At 59.5% G+C, this 22,532-nt stretch carries 20 protein-coding genes; 15 read left to right on the top strand and 5 right to left on the bottom strand.

The annotated features are described in order from the left end of the window. The first annotated feature begins 82 nt into the window (after positions 1-82). Together pcnB and ACG2K1_RS02675 are read left to right on the top strand one after the other, a co-directional pair. A complete protein-coding gene (gene pcnB, locus ACG2K1_RS02680; protein ID WP_395428148.1) occupies positions 83-1,420 on the top strand; it encodes a polynucleotide adenylyltransferase PcnB in 1,338 nt (445 codons plus the stop codon). A gap of 90 nt (positions 1,421-1,510) precedes the next feature. Then, positions 1,511-2,287, top strand: a complete 777-nt coding sequence (locus ACG2K1_RS02675; RefSeq protein WP_009427358.1) for a ferredoxin--NADP reductase — start codon at positions 1,511-1,513, stop codon at positions 2,285-2,287. A 78-nt stretch (positions 2,288-2,365) separates the two neighbouring features. On the opposite strand, the gene ACG2K1_RS02670 is transcribed toward ACG2K1_RS02675, so the two are convergent. Next, the gene (locus tag ACG2K1_RS02670) at positions 2,366-3,343 is read right to left on the bottom strand and encodes an ABC transporter substrate-binding protein (protein WP_395428150.1); all 978 of its coding nucleotides are present in this window, start codon (positions 3,341-3,343) and stop codon (positions 2,366-2,368) included. 222 nt (positions 3,344-3,565) lie between these two features. On the opposite strand from ACG2K1_RS02670, the gene ACG2K1_RS02665 reads away from it, so the two are divergent. The 3 genes from ACG2K1_RS02665 (at position 3,566) to ACG2K1_RS02655 (ending at position 7,058) form a co-directional block, all read left to right on the top strand. After that, complete coding sequence (locus ACG2K1_RS02665; protein ID WP_009427360.1) at positions 3,566-5,089, top strand: fumarate hydratase; 1,524 nt, start codon at positions 3,566-3,568, stop codon at positions 5,087-5,089. 194 nt (positions 5,090-5,283) lie between these two features. After that, complete coding sequence (locus ACG2K1_RS02660) at positions 5,284-6,105, top strand: hypothetical protein (protein ID WP_157058157.1); 822 nt, start codon at positions 5,284-5,286, stop codon at positions 6,103-6,105. A gap of 209 nt (positions 6,106-6,314) precedes the next feature. Beyond that, positions 6,315-7,058: a hypothetical protein gene (locus ACG2K1_RS02655; RefSeq protein WP_157058158.1), complete on the top strand. Its 744-nt coding sequence runs from the start codon at positions 6,315-6,317 to the stop codon at positions 7,056-7,058. On the opposite strand, the gene lnt is transcribed toward ACG2K1_RS02655, so the two are convergent. Further along, entirely contained in the window at positions 6,962-8,503 is a 1,542-nt protein-coding gene (lnt, locus tag ACG2K1_RS02650; RefSeq protein ID WP_395428378.1) for an apolipoprotein N-acyltransferase, read from the bottom strand. The genes ACG2K1_RS02655 and lnt overlap by 97 nt on opposite strands. 300 nt (positions 8,504-8,803) lie before the next feature. Between lnt and ACG2K1_RS02645 the strand changes: the two genes are divergently transcribed. The 10 genes from ACG2K1_RS02645 to tyrS all read left to right on the top strand — a co-directional run bounded on the left by ACG2K1_RS02645 (position 8,804) and on the right by tyrS (position 18,166). After that, on the top strand, positions 8,804-8,998 hold the full coding sequence (locus tag ACG2K1_RS02645) for a hypothetical protein (RefSeq protein ID WP_395428152.1): 195 nt from the start codon (positions 8,804-8,806) through the stop codon (positions 8,996-8,998). Between the two features lie 107 nt (positions 8,999-9,105). Continuing rightward, positions 9,106-10,299 carry a succinyldiaminopimelate transaminase gene (dapC, locus tag ACG2K1_RS02640; RefSeq protein WP_395428154.1) on the top strand — a complete coding sequence of 398 codons (1,194 nt, stop codon included), beginning with the start codon at positions 9,106-9,108 and terminating at the stop codon, positions 10,297-10,299. 179 nt (positions 10,300-10,478) lie between these two features. Continuing rightward, complete coding sequence (locus ACG2K1_RS02635) at positions 10,479-12,512, top strand: site-specific recombinase (RefSeq protein WP_395428156.1); 2,034 nt, start codon at positions 10,479-10,481, stop codon at positions 12,510-12,512. 74 nt (positions 12,513-12,586) lie between these two features. Continuing rightward, the gene (gene tmk / locus ACG2K1_RS02630; protein WP_395428157.1) at positions 12,587-13,210 is read left to right on the top strand and encodes a dTMP kinase; all 624 of its coding nucleotides are present in this window, start codon (positions 12,587-12,589) and stop codon (positions 13,208-13,210) included. Between the two features lie 95 nt (positions 13,211-13,305). Continuing rightward, entirely contained in the window at positions 13,306-13,515 is a 210-nt protein-coding gene (locus ACG2K1_RS02625) for a heavy-metal-associated domain-containing protein (protein ID WP_395428159.1), read from the top strand. 63 nt (positions 13,516-13,578) lie between these two features. Then, positions 13,579-14,091, top strand: a complete 513-nt coding sequence (locus ACG2K1_RS02620) for a hypothetical protein (RefSeq protein WP_395428161.1) — start codon at positions 13,579-13,581, stop codon at positions 14,089-14,091. 94 nt (positions 14,092-14,185) lie between these two features. After that, positions 14,186-15,277, top strand: a complete 1,092-nt coding sequence (gene ychF, locus ACG2K1_RS02615; RefSeq protein WP_009427376.1) for a redox-regulated ATPase YchF — start codon at positions 14,186-14,188, stop codon at positions 15,275-15,277. 71 nt (positions 15,278-15,348) lie between these two features. Continuing rightward, on the top strand, positions 15,349-16,248 hold the full coding sequence (locus ACG2K1_RS02610; protein ID WP_395428164.1) for a carbohydrate kinase: 900 nt from the start codon (positions 15,349-15,351) through the stop codon (positions 16,246-16,248). Between the two features lie 80 nt (positions 16,249-16,328). After that, entirely contained in the window at positions 16,329-16,784 is a 456-nt protein-coding gene (locus ACG2K1_RS02605; protein WP_009427378.1) for a hypothetical protein, read from the top strand. A gap of 83 nt (positions 16,785-16,867) precedes the next feature. Continuing rightward, on the top strand, positions 16,868-18,166 hold the full coding sequence (tyrS, locus tag ACG2K1_RS02600; protein ID WP_395428166.1) for a tyrosine--tRNA ligase: 1,299 nt from the start codon (positions 16,868-16,870) through the stop codon (positions 18,164-18,166). A 128-nt stretch (positions 18,167-18,294) separates the two neighbouring features. On the opposite strand, the gene ACG2K1_RS02595 is transcribed toward tyrS, so the two are convergent. From ACG2K1_RS02595 to gltS, 3 genes are all read right to left on the bottom strand, one after another. After that, positions 18,295-19,935 carry a CTP synthase gene (locus tag ACG2K1_RS02595; protein WP_009427380.1) on the bottom strand — a complete coding sequence of 547 codons (1,641 nt, stop codon included), beginning with the start codon at positions 19,933-19,935 and terminating at the stop codon, positions 18,295-18,297. 123 nt (positions 19,936-20,058) lie between these two features. After that, on the bottom strand, positions 20,059-21,090 hold the full coding sequence (locus ACG2K1_RS02590; protein WP_395428168.1) for a lysozyme inhibitor LprI family protein: 1,032 nt from the start codon (positions 21,088-21,090) through the stop codon (positions 20,059-20,061). A gap of 145 nt (positions 21,091-21,235) precedes the next feature. Next, a complete protein-coding gene (gene gltS / locus ACG2K1_RS02585; RefSeq protein ID WP_009427382.1) occupies positions 21,236-22,459 on the bottom strand; it encodes a sodium/glutamate symporter in 1,224 nt (407 codons plus the stop codon). Positions 22,460-22,532: the final 73 nt, after the last annotated feature.

Genomic DNA, 22,532 nt, shown 5'->3' with positions numbered 1-22,532 from the left:
GCCGAGCATTGTGGCGCACACAAGATTGGGCAAAGGTTTTTCACGAAACCGCGTTTCGGACGGCGCGATTTTGGAAACACGCATGCTGAAAAAACTCTGGCGCAAAATGGCGGGCAAACCTGCCGCCGCAAGCGCCAAACAAACCATTTCCCATTCCGAACACGGCCTGAGCGCGGGCGACATCAGCCTGGCCGCCGAAAAAACCGTTTCCCGCCTGCAACAGGCAGGCTACGAAGCCTATATCGTCGGCGGCGCGGTGCGCGACCTGCTGATCGGCGCCGAACCGAAAGACTTCGACGTCGCCACCAACGCCACGCCCGAAGAAGTGCGCGCCCTCTTCCGCCGCAGCCGCATCATCGGCCGCCGCTTCCGCATCGTCCACGTCCAAATCGGCCCGGAAACCATCGAAGTCACCACCTTCCGCGGCAGCGGCGGCGCGGTGCAGAACGAACACGGCCGCATCATGAAGGACAACACCTACGGCACGCTGGCCGAAGACGCCGGCCGGCGCGATTTCACCTGCAACGCCCTCTACTTCGACCCGGTCAAACGCGAAATCCACGATTTCCACAACGGCGTGTCCGACGTCAAAGCCCGCCGCCTCGTGATGATAGGCGATCCGGCCGAACGCTATCAGGAAGACCCCGTGCGCGTGCTGCGTGCCGTGCGGCTGGCGGGCAAACTCGGTTTCACCGTCGAAGAGCGCACCGCCGCGCCGATTCCCAAATACGCAGGCCGTCTGAAAGAAGAACCCGTCGCCCGCCTGTTCGACGAAATCATGAAGCTGCTCTTCTCCGGCCACGCCCGCCGCTGCCTCGCCCAATTCCATACCCTCGGCATCGATACCGCCGTCCATCCGCTGCTCGACGCATTGCAGGAAGCCGCCCGCGACAACCGTCCCAACATGGTCGCCGCCTCGCTAAAAAACACCGACGAGCGCGTCCGCGCCGACAAATCCGTTTCCGTCGGCTTCGTCCTCGCCGCCCTGATGTGGGACAGGCTCAACAGCCTCTGGCAAAAACGCATGGAATTGGGCGAAAAAGCCGCCCCCGCCCTCACCGGCGCCGTGTCCGACCTGCGCGAAACCATGGAAAAAGGCTGGGGCGTGCCGCAGAAATTCTCCGCCACCATGCGCGAAATCTGGATACTCCAACCCCAGTTCGACCACCGCCGCGGCACCCGTCCGCACCGCCTGCTCGCCCAGCCGCGTTTCCGCGCCGCCTACGATTTCCTCGTTTTGCGCACCAAACTCGGCTATGCGCCGCAGGAAACGGCCGACTGGTGGACAAGCTTCCAGCACGCAGACGAAGAAGAGCGCGCCGCCATGACTGCCGCCCCCGCCCAAGAGGGCGAGCCGCGCAAAAAACGCCGCCGCCGTCCGCGCAAACGCAAAACGTCTTCCGGCACGGCCGAATCTTAAAGATCAGGCCGTCTGAAAGCAGAGCTTCAACAAAATTACCCTTTTCAGACGGCCTCCGACCCTTTTACCCATACGACACAGGAAACCCCAATGGCAGCATTCAACACAGAAAAAGTCCTCTCCGTCCACCACTGGACAGACGCCTACTTCACCTTCACCTGCACCCGCGACGAAAGCCTGCGTTTTGAAAACGGCCAGTTCGTCATGGTCGGCCTGATGGTCGACGGCAAACCCCTGATGCGCGCCTACAGCGTCGCTTCCGCCAACTACGAAGAACACCTCGAATTTTTCAGCATCAAAGTACAGGACGGCCCGCTCACCAGCCGCCTGCAACACCTCAAAGTCGGCGACGACGTGCTCATCAGCAAAAAGCCCACCGGCACGCTGGTGGCGGGCGACCTCAATCCCGGCAAACACCTGTATCTTTTGTCCACCGGTACCGGCATCGCGCCGTTTTTGGCCGTCACCAAAGACCCCGACATCTACGAAATGTTTGAAAAAGTCATCCTCGTCCACGGCGTGCGCTACCAAAAAGACCTGGCCTATTACGAGCGCTTCACCCAAGAGCTGCCTAACGACGAATACCTGGGCGAACTCGTGCGCGACAAACTGATTTACTACCCCATCGTCTCGCGCGAAGACTACAAACACCACGGCCGCCTCACCGACCTGATGCGCTCGGGCAAACTCTTTGCAGACATCGGCCTGCCCCCCATCAACAAAGAAGACGACCGCGCCATGCTCTGCGGCAGCCCCGCCATGCTCAAAGACACGCGCCAGGTGCTCAACGATTTCGGTCTTGTCGAATCGCCCAAAGTCGGCGTGCGCGGCGACTTCCTGATTGAGCGTGCGTTTGTCGACCAGTAAGCGCCGCACGTTTTTCCGCATAAAAAGGCCGTCTGAAAACCGAAAAACAGGTTTTCAGACGGCCTTTTATAGTGTTGCTCAGGCGAGGAAGAAGCCGCTGTCGGGCATTTTTCCGCCCAAGAGCTTCGGATTGAACTGCATCAGGATTTCGTAAAAATGCAGGATTTCGGTTTTGATTTCAGAGGGTTTGGTTACGGTGAGCCTTGCGCCGTCTATGCCCGACACTAAGGCCGGTTCGGGCGCGGGCAGGTAGTTTTTGCCGATTTTGGCGGCTTCGGCGCGGTGGCCGTTTATCCACGCGAGCGCGTTTTTCAGGTCTTGGTGGAAGGTGTCGAATTGCGCTTTGTGCGCGTGGAAATAAGCTTCATCGGCGATGATGCCCGCCATCGGAATCAGGGCTTTGGTGTCAAACGCCTGCCCCCAGGCTTTCACCAAATCAAAGCCGCGCACGATGTTTGCGCCCATGGTTTTGCCGCGCAGGATACACGCGGATGCCATCGGCTCGGGCAGGATGGCGGCGTGGAAATCTTTGCCTAAAAACAGGCCGACGGCTTCGGCGGGCGTGGCGGCGTAGGTAATGCCGACTTTGGCCGCGTCGATTTTGAGTTTTTTCAACAGGGCTTGTAACACGATGTCGGGCATATCGTTTTTAAACGGCACGAGGATTTTTTTGCCCACCAACTCCTGCGGCGAGGCAACGGCCTTGTTTTTGCAGACAAGCTGCGTGATGCCGTTGGTGAGGATGTTGACCATGCCGACTTTGCGGCCTTGGTTGCGCAGGTTTACGCCCACGTTGCTCGGACTCATCATCACTTTAAACTGGCCGCTTGCCACACCCGCGCGAAGCTGGTCGGGCGAGCGCCAGATTTTCAGCGACACATCAGCCTGTTTGGCCAGCTGCCCCTGCAAGGCAGCCACGGCGATAATCATGCTCGGCAGCGCGGGTGCGCCGTAAACGGTAAACTGCTCTTTGGCTGCGGCCAAGAGCGCGGGCGATGCGCCGGCGGCCGCCAGCGCGGCGGTGATTTTCAAAAATTCGCGTCGGTTGAACTGCATGGGTTTTCTCCTTTTGGTTGACGGCCTTAATTAATGAACATTCGCGTTTATTCTGCGCCCAAACTGCAATCAGGTAAAGGCAGATCGTCTGAAAGCGCCTTTCTGTGCTTTCAGACGGCCTTTATGCTATCCTGCGGCGCCTGCCGCAAGCCTGTTTCAGGCCGTCTGAAAAGGCCGCGGCAGGCAATAACAAAAACATCTTTCAAATATAAAGGAACACCCATGACCGTAATCAAACAGGAAGACTTCATCCGCAGTATTGCCGACGCCTTCCAATTCATTAGCTACTACCACCCCGTCGACTACATCAAAGCCCTAGGCAAAGCGTGGGAGAAGGAAGAAAACCCCGCCGCCAAAGACGCCATGACGCAAATCCTCGTCAACAGCCGTATGTGCGCCGAAGGCCACCGCCCCATCTGCCAGGACACGGGCATCGCCACCGTCTTTCTCAAAGTCGGCATGAACGTGCGCTGGGAGGCCGACATGAGCGTGCAGGAGATGGTGAACGAAGGCGTGCGCCGCGCCTACACCAACCCCGACAACAAGCTGCGCGCCTCCGTGCTGGCCGACCCCGCCGGCAAACGCAGCAACACCAAAGACAACACCCCCGCCGTCGTCCACATGGAAATCGTCGCCGGCGACAAAGTTGAAATCACCTGCGCGGCCAAAGGCGGCGGCTCGGAAAACAAAGCCAAAACCGTCATGCTCAACCCCTCCGACTCCATTGTCGACTGGGTGCTGAAAACCGTGCCCGAAATGGGTGCCGGCTGGTGTCCGCCCGGCATCCTCGGCATCGGCATCGGCGGCACGCCGGAAAAAGCCGCCCTGATGGCCAAAGAATCGCTGATGAGCCACATCGACATCCACGAATTGCAGGAAAAAGCCGCCGCGGGCGCCGAACTCTCCACCGTCGAAGCCCTGCGTTTGGAACTTTTTGAAAAGGTGAACGCGCTGGGCATCGGCGCACAGGGCTTGGGCGGCCTCACCACCGTGCTCGACGTCAAAATTCTCGACTACCCCACCCACGCCGCTTCCAAACCCGTCGCCATGATTCCCAACTGCGCCGCCACCCGCCACATTGAGTTCGAACTCGACGGCAGCGGCCCCGCCGTCCTCACCCCGCCCACCATCGAAGACTGGCCCGACATCACCTACAACCCGAAAAACGGCCGCCGCGTCAATGTAAACGAATTGACCAAAGAAGAAGTCGCCACCTGGAAAATGGGCGACGTGCTGCTGCTGAACGGCAAAATCTACACAGGCCGCGACGCCGCCCACAAACGCATGACCGAAATGCTCGACCGCGGCGAAACCCTGCCCGTAGACTTGAACGGCAAACTCATCTACTACGTCGGCCCCGTCGACCCCGTGCGCGACGAAGTCGTCGGCCCCGCCGGCCCCACCACCGCCACCCGCATGGACAAATTCACCCGCCAGATGCTCGAACAAACCGGCCTCTTGGGCATGATCGGCAAATCCGAACGCGGCGCGGCCGCCTGTCAGGCCATCGCCGACAACCGTGCGGTGTACCTGATGGCCGTCGGCGGCTCGGCCTACCTCGTTGCCAAAGCCATCAAAGAAGCCAAAGTCGTCGCCTTTGCCGATTTGGGCATGGAAGCGATTTACGAATTTGAAGTGAAAGACATGCCCGTCACCGTCGCCGTCGACTCGCAGGGACAATCCGTCCACGCCGTCGCCCCGAAACAGTGGCAGGCCAAAATCGGCATCATCCCCGTCGAAGCCTGACCCGTCCGGCCGCAATCAGGCCAAAGGCCGTCTGAAAGCCCAAAAAAGGTTTTCAGACGGCCTTTGCCTTTCAGACGGCCTCCAAACACCGCTGTATGTAAAGATACGGAAACAGAGTAAAATTATGTTAGTATCCGTCTGTATCTGTTTGACCGGACAGAAAAATGCCAACGGCCGACAATAAGGAGAAAACCATGCAGGACGTTTTTACAGACAACGGAGACACCGCCGGCGAAGAAGACGAACGCCTGCTCGACCAACCCGCCGCACGCAGCATCGGGCGCGGCATCGGCTGGATACACGAAGCGTTTTTGCTGTTTCGCGAATATTGGGCGGCATGGATGCTGATTGCCCTCGTGCTGTTCGTCGCAGAAGAAATCTGCAAAGGCATCATGACCTACTCGGGCATGATAGGGGCGGCAGTGTACGGCATGTTCGTACTTTTTAAGGCGGGCGGCATCATGTCTGCCGCTTCGTTTCAGGAATACGAAGAAACGCCGCCGCGCATCGGCCATCTGTTTGCCATCTTCGATAGCAAGATATTCGAGTTCGTGCTGCTGTTTGTTCTGATGTTCCTGTCTGCCGTCGCTTGGGCTCTGCTGCTGTACGGCGCGGCCAACGCACTGGGCTGGCTCGGCAATACGGAGGGCATCGCCACCCTGCCGGTTTCCCTCGTCCTGCTGCTGGTTTTCTGGTATCTGTCGTGGCAGCTGCTGCTCGGTTTCGCCCCCGTTTTGGTGTTCCTGCAAAGCGAAACCCCGTTTGCCGCCATCCTGCTGAGCGCCAAGGCCGCCGTGAAAAACATCCTGCCGCTGGCCTTGTGCGGCGTCTGTTTCGCGTTCTTCTATATCGTAATACTCACCCTTCCCGGCCTGCGCGAAGGTGTTGCTTCCTATGTATTGAGCGCCCTGCTGCTCGCCCTCAACATCCTCGGCTATCTCACCGTCTACGCCGCCTACCGCGACATTTGGTTCGAACCTGCCGAACGCGACCCCGTCACGGTCGGCTACCGCTGAATGTCGCACTTTGTTGCGAAAGAAACAAAAACGAAACGCAACGCGGCTGTTGCGCGAATGCAGCAAAGCGCTGCCGGAAACAACGGCAGACGCTTGACCGGGCGCAACGCGGCCGCGATAATGCGCGCCGTCAAGCCGTTGCTAATGACAGTTTGATAGTTTCTCCTCTATTTCTCCTTTGTAGACTTGGCACACATTCCCGCGAATGTGTGCATTTTTTTGTCCGCAGCTTCCGCATCCGTCTTTCCAATACAAAAACGAAAACAACAACAGAAAATAACGTTCCAAAACCTTCCTTATTTTTCGTTTTTGTGTGTTTTTATCAAGAATGTTCCATTTTATGCAAAACAGAGGCGCGAAAACTTGACGCTGCCGCAGCGCTTGCCGATAATGCGCGGCGTTGGGCGGCTGACAGCAGCCGTTTGACAGTTTCTCCTCTATTTCTCCTTTGTAGACTTGGCACACATTTGAAAAAATGTGTGCATTTTTTTGTCCGCCTGCCGCGCAAATCAAAGAGGCCGTCTGAAAGCGGAAATTTTGGCGGAGGCGAACCGGATTTCTGCTTATGCAATTATTTCCGTGCAGCCAAAAAGATTTCCGCCTCTGCGGAAATGGCGGCACGCGCTATTTTTAATTTCGTTGAGATCCCGCTTTCAGACGGCCTCCAAGATTTGGCGAAGGCTTGCGGACAACGGGAAACCACCTTGCCATGCGCCAAACCAATGCGCCAAACCAAAAAGAAACGCCGGAACGGAAAACGTTCCGGCGTTTTGTTTTGCGTCGTCGCGAACGCAGTCAAAATACGGGCAGTTCCAACCCCGCAGCAAGCGCATTTTGACTTCGTCGGATTTCGTTTTCAGACAGCCTTTTTCCTACGCCCCACCGCCAACAAGGCAATCGCAACGGCAGACAGCAGGCCGATCGGAGGCAGCGAGCCGCCCAGTTTCATATAAGGCGTTTCGCCCGTGTAACCTTCCACCCTTGCCGTCAGCACCGTGTCGGTATCGGCGGCAGCCAGCGCCGTGACGCGGCCTTTCCTGTCGATAACGGCGGTGGCGCCCGTGTTGGTGGCGCGCACCATCTGGCGGCCGAGTTCGAGGGCGCGTGCCTGCGACTGCTGCAAGTGCTGGTACATGGCGTTGGAGTTGCCATACCAGGCCAGGTTGCTGGCGTTGGCCAGCAGCGTGGAACGGGCGGCGGCGGAAATCAGTTCGTCGCCGAAGCCGTCTTCGTAGCAGATGTTGAAGGCGATGCGCTGGTTTTTCATCGCCAAAGGCTCCTGGCTGCCGCCGCCCGCGCGAAAGTCGGACAGGGGCATGTCCATCATGGCGTAAAGCGGTTCGGTCAGCGCGGGCAGGGGTTTGTATTCGCCGAAGGGGACGAGGTGGTTTTTGGCGTAATACGGCAGCGTTTGCGCGTTGTTTTGAAAGCCGGTGAGGTCGACGACGGCGTTTTGGTAGTTGAGGCCGTCTGAAGTGAGACGGATAACGCCTGCGGCCAGCGCACTGCCGTTCTGCCGCGCGGCTTCGGCAAATTCGGCCAACACGCTGTCAGGCAAATCCTGCAACATGGCGGGGATGGCGGTTTCGGGCAGGATAACGATGTCGGCCTGCGTTTGGGCGATTTGGCCGTAGTAGCGCCGCAGGGTCGGCAGTACCTGGTCTTCACGGAATTTCAGCGTTTGCGGGATGTTGCCCTGCGCGAGGGCGACGGTGCTGCTTTGGCCGGTCGGCTGCGTGAAATCCGCCTCTTTGGCGAAATGTCCCGCCGCCAGCAGGGCAAGCACGCCGCAGGCAAAGGCCGCACGGATTTTCAGACGGCCTTCTCCGTCGACAAGCAACACCAGCCATGCGCCGGCCAGCGCGGTAGCAAACGTCACCAGATGGATGCCGCCCAAAGGCGCGAATCCGGCCAGCGGCGAGGCGTCGGCGATTTGCGAATAACCGAGCGCGCCCCAGCCGAAGCCGGTTATCAGCCGTTCGCGGGCGAATTCGGCCAGCGTCCAAAACACGGGCAGCGCCAGCCCTACTGACAGGCTGCGGTTCAAACGGGTTTTGCCCCACAGCCACACGGCGGCGGCGGGAAACAGGGCGAGATAGGCGGGCAGCAGCACGGTGAGCGGCAGGGCGTAGAGATTGGGCAGGCCGGAGATGTCGTGCAGCGCGGTGTGTATCCAGTAAAACTGGCAGCAATAGGCGGCAAAGCCGAACAAATAAGCGCTGCGCACGCGTACCTGCGGGCGCAGTTCGAGCAGGCGGATAAAGGCGGCAAACAGCAGCGGCATCAGCCAGAAGCGGTAATACGGCGCGAAGCACAGCGGCGTGGCGGCGGCCAGCAGAAGCAGCAGCGGCCAATACACGGCGCGGCGGCGCCAGAAGGTGTCGAGTTTGGCAAACATATCGCTCGCAAAAAGGCTCTCGTGGACAAGGCGCGGCATTCTACCGAAAAACCCGCCGCCGCGCCGCGCCGCGCCCGTTCAGACGGCCTTTCAACGACTTGTCAAAATGCCGCAACCATAAACGACATCAGAATAAATGATAGACAAGCCGGGCGATTAGGTAGACAATCGCCCCGTTTTCCCCGCAACTATGCGTTCGGCCAAAGCCGGATGTGCGACAAAACAAAGCGGGGAGAGACAATGGATTACTCATTCTTATTTATTGGATACTTTAACGAGAGGTAAAGAAATATGCCGCAAATGAAACTGAATGTGACCGGAATGGCCAGCAAAGAAGATTCCCGCAAACTGATCGCCAAAGCCGAGGAAGTGGCAAACGTGCGCATGGTGAACGCTAACTTTGAAACCGGCGTCGTCGTCGTTACCCACGCCGAGGGCATGGACGTCGAAGCCGTGAAAAAAGCCATCGCCGACGCAGGTTTCGCCGTCGCCTGATGCCGCCGCACAAACAGGCCGTCTGAAAACGTTTTTTCAGACGGCCTTTCTTTATTCCGCCGCCCGTTCTGCTAGAATCGCCGCTTCTTTTTTCCGTTTTTTCCGCCATGAATTCCCTCTTAGACAAACTCCAAGCCTACCCCTTCGCCCGCCTGCGCGAAGCCATGCAGGGTATCACCCCGCCCGCGCACCTCAAACCCGTCATGCTGCAAATCGGCGAACCCAAGCACCCCACGCCCGCCCTGATTACCGACGCACTCGCCGCCTCTGCCGCAGAATTTTCCCAATACCCGCTCACCGCAGGCCTGCCCGAGCTGCGCCAAGCCTGCGCCCGCTGGCTGGAACGCCGCTACGACGGCCTGCGTCTCGACCCCGAAAGCGAAATCCTGCCCGTGCTCGGCAGCCGCGAAGCCCTCTTTTCCTTCGTCCAAACCGTGCTCGACCCCGCCGCACACGATCGGCAGATTGTCGTCTGCCCCAACCCGTTTTACCAGATTTACGAAGGCGCCACCTTCCTCGGCGGCGGCGAAATCTATTTTGCCAACAGCACCCCGCCGCGCTTTCTGCCCGACTGGGATTCCGTTCCCGCCGACATCTGGCCGCACGTCAAAATCCTCTTCGCCTGCTCGCCCGACAACCCCAGCGGCAGCGTGATGAGCCTTGCCGACTGGCAGAAACTGTTTGCCTTGCAGGACAAATACGGCTTCGTGATCGCCGCCGACGAATGCTATTCCGAAATCTATTCCGACCAAAAACCGACAGGCGCCTTGCAGGCCGCCGCGCAACTTGGACGAAGCCGCAAAGGCATCGTCATGTTCACCAGCCTCTCCAAACGCTCCAACGCCCCCGGCCTGCGCTCGGGTTTCGTGGCGGGCGACGCCGATCTGCTGCGCCCCTTCCTGCTCTACCGCACCTACCACGGCAGCGCCATGAGCCTGCCCGTCCAGCGCGCCAGCATCGCCGCCTGGGACGACGAAGCGCACGTCGCCGAAAACCGCCGCCTCTACCGCGAAAAATTCGAGCGCGTCGTGCCCGTATTGCGGCAGGCGTTTGACCTTGCCGTGCCCGAAGCCTCGTTTTACATCTGGCTCAAAGTGCCCGACGGCGACGATTTGGCCTTCACGCAAAAACTGTGGCGCGAAGCCGCCGTGCAGGTGCTGCCCGGCCGCTTCTTCGCCCGCGACACGGCCGACGGCAACCCCGGCCGCGGCTATGTGCGCATCGCCCTCGTCGCCCCGCTCGAAGACTGCCTCGAAGGCGCGCGCCGCATGGTGGAACTCTTCCGACGCCGCGGCGCATGAGGCCGTCTGAAAAAATTCGCCGCAACCCGCCTGCCGCGCCTGTCTGCGAAACGGCGTGCGGCATAAAAAACGGCAAAGGCCGTCTGAAAAAGCCCCATGCTTTTCAGACGGCCTTTACACATCCCGCCCTTTTCCGCTATTTTCCACTCCCACACTACCTACCCTGCCCTGCGGACAACATGAAAAAAATCACAGCCGACAACCTTCCCGCCCTTCTGGCCGCCGCCCTGTCCGAAAAAGACATGTCCTACATCCTCAACGCCATCGTCCAATTCCTGCGCGACGGCGGCGTCAAACGCGCCTCACAGCGTTTCGACATACTGCTGGATGCCCTGCGGCAGAACCCCGAACTGGCCGAAACCTTCGGCACGCAGTTCCACCGCTGGCTCGCCAGTATCCACATCTACCCCGCCCTCGTCGGCCTGGGCATCTTCTCGCGCAGCGGCTTCGCCCGCGAAATGGGCATCCGCATCTACGAGCGCTTCATGCCTTCTTTCAAAGATTTGAACAACCTGCGCGACGTCTTCCTCTACCTTTTCCACTCGCAAAACGACGAAAAATGGCTGCAAACCGTCAGCCTGCACCAATGGCTGTCGCTCTACGACATCCTCGGCCGCCACAGCGAAGCCGCCGCCGTTCAGACGGCCTCCCGCCACCTCGAACAAGCGCGGCTGCACGCCCTCGAAATGCTCTCCATCTGGGTGGCCGCCGAAGAACTCGAGCCCGAATTCACCCGCCTCGAACCCAAACTGATGGAAGTCGATTCCGCCTTCGTCGCCCTGCATCAGGAAATCAGCCGCCTCGTCGCCCACTACCGCAGCGGCCAAACCGAACACTACGACACCGCCCACATCGCCGTGATGATGGAACAATGCCGCGCCCAAGTCGAACGCCTGCGCCGCAAAGGCACGGGCGCGGGCGCGGGTTCGTCGGTCAAAGTCGCCCACCTGCTCGAGCGCCTGTCGCAAACGCTAGACCGCCTCACCGTCCTGCTCGACATCCAAACCGCGCCCGACGAAAAAGAATGCCGCCGCCACTGCGTGCGCCTGCTCGAATCGCTCACCACCGCCGCCGTCGAACAGCACAGCACCACCCTCCTGCGCCGCCGCAGCATCAATATGCTCGCCAAAAGCATCAGCGAAAACACCAGCGGCCACGGCGAACACTACATCACCCGCAACAAACGCGAATACTTCGCCATGCTCGCCTCCGCCGCAGGCGGCGGCGTCATCATCGCCCTGATGGCCGGCAACAAAATCCGCATTACCGGCCTCGGCCTCGGCGACTTCACCACCGCCTTTCTCGCCGGACTGAACTACGGCATCGGCTTCATGTTCATCCACATCGTCGGCTGCACCGTCGCCACCAAACAGCCCGCCATGACCGCCGCCCGCATCGCCGAACACGTCGAACACAAAGCAGGCGCCCGCGCCGTCGAAGGCAAACTGGCCAAACTCCTCATCGACGTCGCCCGCTCGCAGGCCGTGGCCGTGTTCGGCAACGTCGTCGTCGCCGTTATCGTCGCTTCCCTCGTCGCCGCCGCCGTTTCCGCCCGCACCGGCGCACCCATGCTCGACGCCCACGGCGCCGCCTACCAGTTCAAATCCCTGCAACCCTTCACCCAGCCCACCCTCTGGTATGCCGCCATCGCAGGCGTGTGGCTCTTCTGCTCCGGCATCATCTCGGGCTTCTACGACAACCGCGCCGACTACCTCAACCTGCGCCGCCGCCTCACCGTCCAGCCCCTGCTCAAACGCCTGCTGCCCCTGCGCCTGCGCGAATGGCTGGCCGACTACCTCCACCGCCACTACGGCTCGCTGGCGGGCAACTTCATCTTCGGTATGCTGCTGGGCATGACCGGCTGGTTCGGCCACCTGCTCGGCCTGCCGCTCGACATCCGCCATGTTGCCTTTTCCTCCGCCAACCTCGGCTACGCCGCCGTCAGCGACCACAGCGGCTTCCTCTACTTCCTGCTCAACCTCGCCTTCGTCCTGATGATAGGCGCGGTAAACCTCGTCGTCAGCTTCTCCCTCGCCCTCACCGTCGCCCTGCGCTCGCGCGGCACCCGCATCGAAAGCCTGTCCAAACTCATCGACACCCTGTGGCTGCAAATCAAAGCCAACCCCCTCAACCTCCTCTTCCCCGTGCAGCCCCCCGCCGCCGCAGGCGGAAACGGAAACGGCGGCGGCACAAACGGCAAAGCCAAAGAATAGACAGAAAAGGCCGTCTGAAAGCCCCGAAACCCGTTTTCAGACGGCCTCCCGCCAAACACACAAAGGAAAACCCCATGAAACCCAGCTTCATCACCCTCGACGGCATCGACGGCACCGGCAAATCCACCCACCTGGCCACCATCGAAAACTGGTTTGCCGAACGAAACCTGCCCGTCCTCTTCACCCGCGAACCCGGCGGCACGCCGCTGGGCGAAGAGCTGCGCCGCATCCTGCTCGACCCCGCAACAAAAGTCGGCCTGCACACCGAAACCCTGCTGATGTTCGCCGCCCGCCGCCAGCACCTCGACGACGTTATCCTGCCCGCCCTCGCCCAAGGCATCCACGTCGTTTCCGACCGCTTCACCGACGCCACCTTCGCCTATCAGGGCGGCGGGCGCGGCATCCCCGCAGCCGACATCGCCGTTCTTGAAAACTGGGTACAGGGCAGCCTGCGCCCCGACCTCACCTTCATCCTCGACGTCCCCCTCGAAACCTCCTTCGCCCGCGTTTCGCAGGCACGCGAAAAAGACCGCTTCGAGCAGGAAGAAGCCGCCTTCTTCGCGCGCGTGCGCCAAAGCTATCTCGAGCGTGCCGCCGCCGACCCGCAACGCTACCGCGTTATCGACAGCAACCGCGACAAAAACCAAGTCCGCGCCGAAATCGAAAACATCCTGCAACAGCACTTTAAGGCCGTCTGAAAGCGCAGACTTGACCGCCGTCAGACCCGCCCCCGCGCATTTGGTTTATAGTGCCGCGTCCCCCACCCTTACCCGCAAACGCAAAGGAGCAAACCATGGAAACCGTAACCCTCGCCATCGGCGGCATGAACTGTGGCGGCTGCGTGAAAAACGTCACCCGCATCCTGCAAGGCGCGCCCGGCGTAGAAAGCGCCGAAGTCAGCCTGGAAGCAGGCAGCGCAACCGTGCGTTTCGACCCCGCCATAACGCAGCCGGCCGCCCTCGCAGCCGCCGTGGAAGACGGCGGCTTCGACGCTTCGCTGTAAACGTCTGCCCCCGCCGTTTGCCTATATCATCGCCGCACAGCCCGCCACCGCGCTTTTTTAACCATGAAAACAACCGCCTTCGCCGCTTTTCTGCTGTCCGCCCCGCTCTTGGCCCAAGCCGCGCCGCTGCCCGAAGCGGTGGCGCACGAACTCGACGTGCTGGCCTCCGTCTGCCGCCTCTCGGGCGGGCGTCCCTACGGCTTCCGCCACGCCGTGGAAAAAGCCGATCTGAACGGCGACGGCATCGACGACTACGTGCTGGACGACGGCGAATTCCAATGCTACGGCGGCAGCGGCATCTTCGGCAGCCGCAAAGGCGGCGGTGTCACCGTTTTCATCGGCTTGCCCGAAGGCGGCGCGGAAAAATCCTTTTTCCACGGCGCGTTCGGCTCCAAGCTCGACTATGCGGGCAGGCAGGCCAAAGCCTATATCGGCGTGGCCGGAACGCTGTGCGGCCAAACGCGCGAAGAAGAAAAGCGCAACGGCTACGAAAAATGCAGCCGCCCGCTCAAATGGAACGCGCAGGCGCGGCGCTTTGAAATCGACATGACGGTGAAACGCGCGCCGTGGTACTGACCTTGTTTGAGGCCGTCTGAAACCCTTTTCAGACGGCCTCAAATGCGTTTTATGCTACAATCGCGCGTTAAATTTTCTTTACGGAATCCCAGCCATGAGCTTGAAATGCGGCATCGTCGGCCTGCCCAACGTCGGCAAATCCACCCTCTTTAACGCGCTGACCCAATCGGGCATCGAAGCGGCCAACTATCCTTTCTGCACCATCGAGCCGAACGTCGGCATCGTCGAAGTGCCCGACCCGCGCATGGACGCGCTGGCGAAAATCGTCAATCCGCAAAAAATGCAGCCCGCCATCGTCGAATTTGTCGACATTGCCGGCTTGGTTGCAGGCGCGAGCAAAGGCGAAGGCTTGGGCAACCAGTTCCTCGCCAACATCCGCGAAACCGACGCCATCGTGAACGTCGTGCGCTGCTTTGACGACGACAACATTGTCCACGTCGCAGGCAAAGTCGATCCGATTGCCGACATCGAAACCATCGGCACCGAATTGGCGCTTGCCGACCTCGCCAGCGTCGAAAAAGCCATCGCCCGCGAAGAAAAACGCGCCCGCTCAGGCGACAAAGACGCGCAAAAACTGGTCGAACTGTGCAAAAAACTGCTGCCGCATTTGGACGAAGGCAAACCCGTCCGCTCTTTCGGCTTAGACGCGGAAGAACTCGCAATGCTCAAACCGCTGTTTCTGCTGACTGCCAAGCCTGCCATGTATGTGGGCAACGTTGCCGAAGACGGTTTTGAAAACAATCCGCACCTCGACCGCCTAAAAGAATTGGCTGAAAAAGAAAACGCCCCCGTCGTCGCCGTTTGCGCCGCGATGGAGAGCGAAATCGCTGAGTTGGAAGACGACGAAAAAGCCGAGTTCCTCGCCGAAATGGGCTTGGAAGAACCCGGCCTGAACCGCCTGATCCGCGCCGGTTACGACCTCTTGGGCCTGCAAACCTACTTCACCGCCGGCGTCAAAGAAGTCCGCGCCTGGACCATCCACAAAGGCGACACCGCCCCGCAAGCCGCCGGCGTCATCCACACCGACTTCGAACGCGGCTTTATCCGCGCCCAAGTCATCGCCTACGAAGATTTCGTCGCGCTCGGCGGCGAAGCCAAAGCCAAAGAAGCGGGCAAAATGCGCGTGGAAGGCAAGGAATATGTGGTGCAGGACGGCGATGTGATGCACTTTTTGTTTAACGTGTAAACAGCAAGGCAGAGGCCGTCTGAAAACCTTTTCAGACGGCCTCAAAACGAGTTCCAAAAAGGATATACGCCATGAAAATCAGCAGTTTCGGCGAAGTATTGTGGGACGATTTTCCCGAAGGAAAAGTGCTGGGCGGCGCGCCGCTCAATGTTTTGGTGCGCCTGAGCGCGCTGGGCGCGGACTGCGCCATCGTCAGCAGGCGCGGCGACGACGCAGACGGCGAAGAACTGCTGCGCCGCATCGCCGCGAAAAACGTCGCCACCCATCTGATCCAAACCGACCCCGAACACGCCACCGGCCTGGTCAAAGTGTCCATCAACCACGACGGCAGCGGCTCCTACGACATCGTCTATCCCTGCGCCTGGGACAAAATCGCCGTCCCCGCCGAAGCCCTCGCCTACGTCGCCGACTCCGACGCACTGGTGTTCGGCAGCCTCTCCTCGCGCGACGACACCGCCCGCGCCGCCCTGGACACGCTGCTGGATGCCGCCCGCTTCAAAGTGTTCGATGTCAACCTGCGCAAACCGCACTACCGCCCCGAGCGCGTGTGCGAACTGATGCGCCGCTCCGACCTGGTCAAACTCAACGACGACGAACTCTACGAGCTGGCCGCCGAACTCGGATCGCCCTACCACGGCCTCGAACAAAATCTGCACTACCTCGCCCAAGCCGTCGGCGCGCCGCACATCTGCGTCACCCTCGGCGCACACGGCGCAATTTACTACTGCAACGGCCAAACCCACGCCCACCACGGCTACCGCGTGCAAGTGGCCGACACCGTGGGCGCGGGCGACAACTTCCTCGCCGGCTTCGTCTATAAATTGCTGCAAGGCGCAAGCCCCGCCGACACCCTCGCCTGCGCCTGCGCCTGGGGCGCGCTCGCCGCCTCCCACCACGGCGCAACCCCCGAACTCTCGCTGGCCGACGTGGAAGAACTGATGCACCCCTCGGGCGCGCAACAGGCCGTCTGAAAAGCAAAGGCTACCTGAAAAAAGGCCGTCTGAAAGTTTGAAAGCTGGGTATTTCATTTAATGTATAAGGACTGAATTTTATGGAAAATAAATTTATACCGAGTTTTTGGAAAATGTCGCATGGATCAGAAGATTTTTCTTTTGAAGATTTGATTTACTATATTTCTAAAAATATCGTGATGATTAGCAAAAACACCAAATCAAAAGGTGGTTCTGCTGTTACTCAAGCTGACAAATTTGTTAAAGCCCCCATTGGCGATTATTTCTATCTTACTCATGGCAACAAAGGTATCTATCTTTTAGGCCAGTTTACAGGCCCGGCCAATTTTTTTGGCGACTCGGAAGGATGGATAGAGCGGCCTTATACTTTAATTAGGGCTTCAAAAAAATCTGGCAGCTATCAAGGCGAGCAAAAATGGTGGACTCCAAACCATAATTCCACATTCACAGAAGTACCAGAGAACGAACTTGAATTATTTGAGTATCTGATACTTGAACCCTATTTCGGCTTGAAATTAAAACCAAATTTAGGCTGAGCCGGCATCAGATAAATTTGGTTTTCAGACGGCCTTTTGCCGTCAGCCAAAAGGCTACCTGAAAACCCATTCAAGGAAACCCCATGACCTCCATCATCCAAGACCTCCAATCGCGCGGTCTGATCGCGCAAACCACCGACATCGCCGCGCTCGACGCGTTTCTCACCGAAAACAAAATCTCGCTTTACTGCGGTTTCGACCCCACCGCCGACAGCCTGCACATCGGCCATCTTTTGCCTGTGTTGGCCTTGCGCCGTTTCCAACAGGCGGGGCATACGCCCGTGGCTTTGGTGGGCGGGGCCACCGGCATGATCGGCGACCCGAGTTTCAAAGCGGCCGAGCGCAGCCTCAATTCCGCCGAAACGGTGAAAGGCTGGGTGGCCAGCATCCGCGCACAGCTTGAGCCGTTTTTGAGCTTCGAGGGCGGCAACGCTGCGATTATGGCCAACAACGCCGACTGGTTCGGCGGCATGAACTGCCTCGATTTTTTGCGCGACATCGGCAAGCATTTTTCCGTTAACGCCATGCTCAACAAAGAATCGGTGAAGCAGCGCATCGACCGCGACGATGCGGGCATTTCGTTTACCGAGTTTGCCTACGCGCTCTTGCAGGGCTACGATTTTGCCGAGCTGAACAAACGCCACGGCGTGCGCCTGCAAATCGGCGGCTCCGACCAATGGGGCAACATCACAGGCGGCATCGACTTGGCACGCCGCCTGAACAAAGCCACCGTTTACGGCCTGACCCTGCCGCTGGTTACCAAATCCGACGGTACCAAGTTTGGCAAAACCGAAGGCGGCGCGGTGTGGCTGAACGCGAAAAAAACCTCGCCCTACCAGTTTTACCAATTCTGGCTCAAAGTGGCCGATGCCGACGTATATAAATTCCTGAAATACTTTACTTTCCTGAGCGTGGAAGACATCGATGCCATCGAAGCGAAAGACAAAGAGAGCGGCACCAAACCCGAAGCACAACGCATCTTGGCCGAAGAAATGACCCGCCTGATTCACGGCGAAGAAGCCCTAAAAGCCGCACAGCGCATTTCCGAAAGCCTGTTTGCCGAAGACCAAAGCAGCCTCACAGAAAGCGATTTCGAGCAGCTTGCGCTTGACGGTTTGCCCGCGTTTGAAGTTTCAGACGGCCTCAACGTTGTCGAAGCGCTGGTTAAAACCGGCTTGGCGCAGTCCAACAAAGAAGCACGCGGTTTTGTGAACAGCAAAGCCGTGATGCTCAACGGCGCGGCCGTCGAAGCCAACAACCCCAACCCGCCCGCCGACAAGCCCGACGATGCCTATTTGATTACCGACGCGCACAAACGCTTCGGCAAATACACCATCGTACGGCGTGGCAAACGAAATCACGCGCTCTTGGTGTGGAAATAAAAGCCTGATGCGTTAAAAGGCCGTCTGAAAAACATATTGCGCGTGTTTGCACGGACACAAAAAAGGCCGTCTGAAACCTCCAAATTGGGTTTTCAGACGGCCTTTTGCCTTATCTCAATCAAAGCAGCTTACGGTTTGCGGTTTTCCAGCGCAGCTTTGACAAACGCGCTGAACAGCGGGTGGCCTTTGCGCGGGTTGGAGGTGAACTCGGGGTGGAACTGGCAGGCGAAGAACCACGGGTGTTCTCCCTGCGGCAATTCGATGGTTTCGACCAAACGCTCGCGGCCGACGGATACGCCGCCGATAACCAGACCGGCTTTTTCCAAAGCCGGAACGTAATTGTTGTTGACTTCGTAGCGGTGGCGGTGGCGTTCGCGGATGTGTTCCGAGCCGTAGATGCGGGCGGCGAGGCTGCCGGGTTTGAGTTCGACATCTTGTGCACCCAAGCGCATGGTGCCGCCCAAGTCGGCGGATTCGTCGCGCGTTTCGACGCTGCCGTCGGCGGTTTGCCATTCGTCAATCAGGGCGACAACGGGCGCGGCGGCTTTGAGGTCGAACTCAGTGGAGTTTGCGCCTGCCAAACCGGCTACGTCGCGGGCGTATTCGATGAGCGCAATCTGCATACCGAGGCAGATGCCCAGATAGGGAACGTTGTTTTCACGCGCATAACGCACGGCGGCGATTTTGCCTTCCACGCCGCGCGAGCCGAAGCCGCCGGGCACGAGAATCGCGTCTATGTCTTTGAGCGCGGATACGTCGCCGTTGTTTTTTTCGATGCTTTCGCTGTCAATAAAGGTAATCTGCACGTCGGTTTCGGTGTGGATACCGGCGTGTCTGAGTGCTTCAATCAGCGATTTGTAGGACTCGGTCAAGTCTACATATTTGCCGACCATGGCGATTTTGACGGTGTGTTTGGGGTTTTTGATGGCGTGGACGATTTTTTTCCACGCGGTCAGATCGGCCTGCTGTACGTTGAGCTGAAGCTGCTCGGTGATAATTGCGTCGATGCCTTGGTTGTGCAGCATTTCGGGGATTTCGTAAATGCTTTCGGCGTCGTAGCTGCCGACCACGGCGCGCTCTTCCACGTTGCAGAACAGGGCGATTTTGCGACGTTCGTCTTCGGGCAGGATTCTGTCCATGCGGCAGATGAGTACGTCGGGCTGGATGCCGATTTCGCGCAATTCTTTGACAGAGTGCTGCGTCGGCTTGGTTTTGATTTCGCCTGCGGCGGCGATGTAGGGAACGTAGCTCAAATGCACAAACAGCGTGTTGCTGCGGCCGAGTTGGCTACGCATCTGGCGGATAGCTTCGAGGAAGGGCAGCGATTCGATGTCGCCCACAGTACCGCCGATTTCGACAATGGCCACGTCGTAGCCTGCCGCGCCTTCGTGGATGCGGCGTTTGATTTCGTCGGTAATGTGCGGAATCACTTGAACCGTGCCGCCCAGATAGTCGCCGCGCCGCTCTTTCATGATGACGTTTTCGTACACCTGGCCGGTGGAGAAGCTGTTGCGGCGGGTGAGTGTGGCGTTGATGAAACGCTCGTAGTGGCCTAGGTCGAGGTCGGTTTCCGCGCCGTCGTCGGTTACGAACACTTCGCCGTGTTGGAACGGGCTCATGGTGCCGGGATCGACGTTGATATACGGATCGAGCTTGAGCATGGTCACGTTCAGGCCGCGCGATTCGAGGATGGTGGCAATAGAAGCGGCGGCGATACCTTTACCAAGTGAAGATACGACGCCGCCGGTTACGAAGATGAATTTAGTCATGATGATACCGCTTTGTTGGAATGCGCGATTTTAGCGTTTCCCGCCTGATGCCGCAATAACGCCGGGGCTGTTGACATTTGGAGTGAGGCCGTCTGAAAAGGGTTTCAGACGGCCTCTGCCTTCCTATTCGCTGTCGCTGTATCCGCGCAGGTAGCGGATGCGTTCGCGGGTTTGGCGGGTGTCGCATTGCAGGCGCAGGTATTCGGCCTGTTCGGGGCTGTCGGCCTGCGCGGCGGCGCGGCGGCAGTTGGCGGTTTTGCGGTTGATCCATTCGCGCTGCTCGTCTTGCAAGCCTTGTTGGACGGTGGGATCGAGGTTGCGCCAGAGGGCGTTGATTTCGCTGTCGGCCGCGCGGTGGTCGCCTTTGGCGCGGTCGATTTCGTCGTCGGACACGGCGGGCTTGGCGGCTTCTTCGTTACGCAGCGGCGGGGTCAGTACTTCGGGCGCGGGGGCGGCGTTGTCGGCAGCGGCAGACGCGGCCTGCGGCTCTGACGCGGGTTCTTCGACGATTTCGATTTTGCCGCCGCTTTTTGCCATTTTCAGCGCGTCTTCGAGCGAAACGGCTTTGCCGTCTACCAGCAGTAGGCTTTTGATGCCGTAGGGCAGGAGTGCGCCCGAGAGGGCATTGGCGGCAGCGGCCAGGCCGTTGTCGGCGTAGGTGACGGAGAGGGTTCCGTCTTCGGCGCGGGCGGGGGTGTATTTGAGGGTTTGTGTGAACGTGCCGCTGCCGTTGTAATTCAGGCCGCTGCCGAGGATGCGTTCGGCGATGACTTTGTCGAGCGGCTTGTCGCCGTAAATCAGCGGGGCGTTGGTATGCGCGGTTTTCAGGCTGTCGGCGGGCAGGGTGACGTTCAGCGCGGCTTGGCAGAAGGGGCGCGTGCTGCTGTTGTCCTGCTGCGGGTTATCGAGGGAGAAGGTCATTTGCGCGGCGGCGGCGATGACTTTGTCGGCATCGACAAACTGGCGCACGTCGTTGCGCGCGAAGGTCTGCGCCTGCTCGCGCACGCTCTGCTGCAAGGTGTTTTGGATGTTTTGCAGCACTGCCGGGTCGGCGCAGGCCAAATCGGCAGGTTGGGGCTCTTCTTTTTTGCCGCAGGCGGCCAAGAGGCAGACGAGCGCGGCGGTGGAGAGAAGGGGGCGGACGGATGCGGTCATTCGGATTCCTTTCTTTGGGAACGGAGGTTTTTCAGACGGCCTAAGCGTTTGGCTGCGGGAGGCCGTCTGAAAAAGACGGGGCATCATAGCAAAAGCACCCGTGCAGGTTAAGCTGCGGCGGGTGCTTTTTCGTGCGCTTTACAGATTATTTCTTCAGGAATTCGACGAAGCCGGTCAGGATGGCGGCGTTGATGAGGTCGACGAAGAAGGCGCCCACCATCGGCACAATCAGGAAGGCTTTGTGCGAGGGGCCGAAGCTTTGGGTGATGGACTGCATATTGGCGACGGCAGTCGGCGTTGCCCCGAGACCGAAGCCGCAGTGGCCGGCGGAGAGGACGGCGGCGTCATAATCGCGTCCCATCACGACGTAGGTGACGAAGGTGGCGTAGAGAATCATCACTACGGTCTGCACGGCCAGGATGATAGCCATCGGTCCGGCCATGCCTGCCAGCTGCCACAGTTTCAAATCCAACAGGGCGATGGCGAGGAACAGCGACAGTGAAGCGTTGCCAAACACGTCTACGGCGCGGTCGAACATATTCATTTTGAAGCCGATGGTCAGGATGTTGCGCAGCACGACGCCGGCAAACAGACACCAGACGAATTTCGGCAGGTCGTAGAAATATTCTTTGTCGTAGCCGTCGACGATTTCGGCAAAGGCCAGACAGGCGGCGAACATCGCCAGCGTTTCCACGGCGGAGTCGGCGGTAATCAGGCGCACTTTGTCGTGGTTTTCAAACACGTCGTCGGCACGGTTGTCTTCCTGCACGGTATCGCGGTCGATCTGCGCCCTGCCCTGTTTGTTAATCAGGCGGCGGGCAACGGGGCCGCCGATCAGGCCGCCGAAAACGAGGCCGAAGGTGGCGGCGGCGATGCCCAGGCCGGTTGCGCCGACAAAGCCGAATTTCTGCTCAAAAGTCGGCCCCCACGCGCCCGCCGTGCCGTGGCCGCCGGTAAGCGTAATCGAACCGGCAATCAGGCCGAGCAGCGGGTCTTGTCCCAAAGCGGAAGCCAGGCCGACGCCGACGGCGTTCTGCACAAGGATGAACGCGCCCACGACAAGGGTAAACACCACCAGCGGCACCCCGCCCGCTTTCAGGCGCGAGAAGTCGGCGCTCAGGCCGATGGAGGTGAAGAAAATCAGCATGAAGGCGGTTTGCAGCGATTTGTCGAACTGGAAGCTGACGCCGTAAACCGAGTGGAGCACGGTCAGCACCAGCGCGGCCAACAGGCCGCCCGACACCGGTTCGGGGATGTTGAAGTCTTGCAGAAATTTGATTTTTTTCACCATCAGTCTGCCGATCAGCAGCACGATAGTGGCGGCAATCAGGGTGTAATAGCCGTTGAAAACCCATGCGTTGTCTTGCATAAATGCTCCTCTTCGTTTGCGTAAAGCTAAAATATGTTAAGGCGGGCAATATTAAGGGCAAGCGCGGTGCTTT

The organism is Neisseria sp. 23W00296 (assembly GCF_044772855.1).
In the GTDB taxonomy this organism is placed as follows: Bacteria; Pseudomonadota; Gammaproteobacteria; order Burkholderiales; family Neisseriaceae; genus Neisseria.
The sequence above is the reverse complement of the archived record's forward strand: the minus strand, read 5'-3'. Positions and strand labels throughout refer to the sequence as shown.

What these genes read in the sequence shown, in the direction of transcription:
- pcnB (WP_395428148.1), top strand. Translation starts at nt 83, where the DNA reads ATGCTGAAAAAACTCTGGCGCAAAATGGCGGGCAAACCTGCCGCCGCA.
- ACG2K1_RS02665 (WP_009427360.1), top strand. Translation starts at nt 3,566, where the DNA reads ATGACCGTAATCAAACAGGAAGACTTCATCCGCAGTATTGCCGACGCC.
- ACG2K1_RS02605 (WP_009427378.1), top strand. Translation starts at nt 16,329, where the DNA reads ATGGAAAATAAATTTATACCGAGTTTTTGGAAAATGTCGCATGGATCA.
- ACG2K1_RS02675 (WP_009427358.1), top strand. Translation starts at nt 1,511, where the DNA reads ATGGCAGCATTCAACACAGAAAAAGTCCTCTCCGTCCACCACTGGACA.
- tmk (WP_395428157.1), top strand. Translation starts at nt 12,587, where the DNA reads ATGAAACCCAGCTTCATCACCCTCGACGGCATCGACGGCACCGGCAAA.
- lnt (WP_395428378.1), bottom strand. Translation starts at nt 8,503, where the DNA reads ATGTTTGCCAAACTCGACACCTTCTGGCGCCGCCGCGCCGTGTATTGG.
- tyrS (WP_395428166.1), top strand. Translation starts at nt 16,868, where the DNA reads ATGACCTCCATCATCCAAGACCTCCAATCGCGCGGTCTGATCGCGCAA.
- ACG2K1_RS02620 (WP_395428161.1), top strand. Translation starts at nt 13,579, where the DNA reads ATGAAAACAACCGCCTTCGCCGCTTTTCTGCTGTCCGCCCCGCTCTTG.
- ACG2K1_RS02590 (WP_395428168.1), bottom strand. Translation starts at nt 21,090, where the DNA reads ATGACCGCATCCGTCCGCCCCCTTCTCTCCACCGCCGCGCTCGTCTGC.
- ACG2K1_RS02635 (WP_395428156.1), top strand. Translation starts at nt 10,479, where the DNA reads ATGAAAAAAATCACAGCCGACAACCTTCCCGCCCTTCTGGCCGCCGCC.
- ychF (WP_009427376.1), top strand. Translation starts at nt 14,186, where the DNA reads ATGAGCTTGAAATGCGGCATCGTCGGCCTGCCCAACGTCGGCAAATCC.
- ACG2K1_RS02610 (WP_395428164.1), top strand. Translation starts at nt 15,349, where the DNA reads ATGAAAATCAGCAGTTTCGGCGAAGTATTGTGGGACGATTTTCCCGAA.
- ACG2K1_RS02625 (WP_395428159.1), top strand. Translation starts at nt 13,306, where the DNA reads ATGGAAACCGTAACCCTCGCCATCGGCGGCATGAACTGTGGCGGCTGC.
- dapC (WP_395428154.1), top strand. Translation starts at nt 9,106, where the DNA reads ATGAATTCCCTCTTAGACAAACTCCAAGCCTACCCCTTCGCCCGCCTG.
- ACG2K1_RS02670 (WP_395428150.1), bottom strand. Translation starts at nt 3,343, where the DNA reads ATGCAGTTCAACCGACGCGAATTTTTGAAAATCACCGCCGCGCTGGCG.
- ACG2K1_RS02595 (WP_009427380.1), bottom strand. Translation starts at nt 19,935, where the DNA reads ATGACTAAATTCATCTTCGTAACCGGCGGCGTCGTATCTTCACTTGGT.
- ACG2K1_RS02645 (WP_395428152.1), top strand. Translation starts at nt 8,804, where the DNA reads ATGAAACTGAATGTGACCGGAATGGCCAGCAAAGAAGATTCCCGCAAA.
- ACG2K1_RS02660 (WP_157058157.1), top strand. Translation starts at nt 5,284, where the DNA reads ATGCAGGACGTTTTTACAGACAACGGAGACACCGCCGGCGAAGAAGAC.
- gltS (WP_009427382.1), bottom strand. Translation starts at nt 22,459, where the DNA reads ATGCAAGACAACGCATGGGTTTTCAACGGCTATTACACCCTGATTGCC.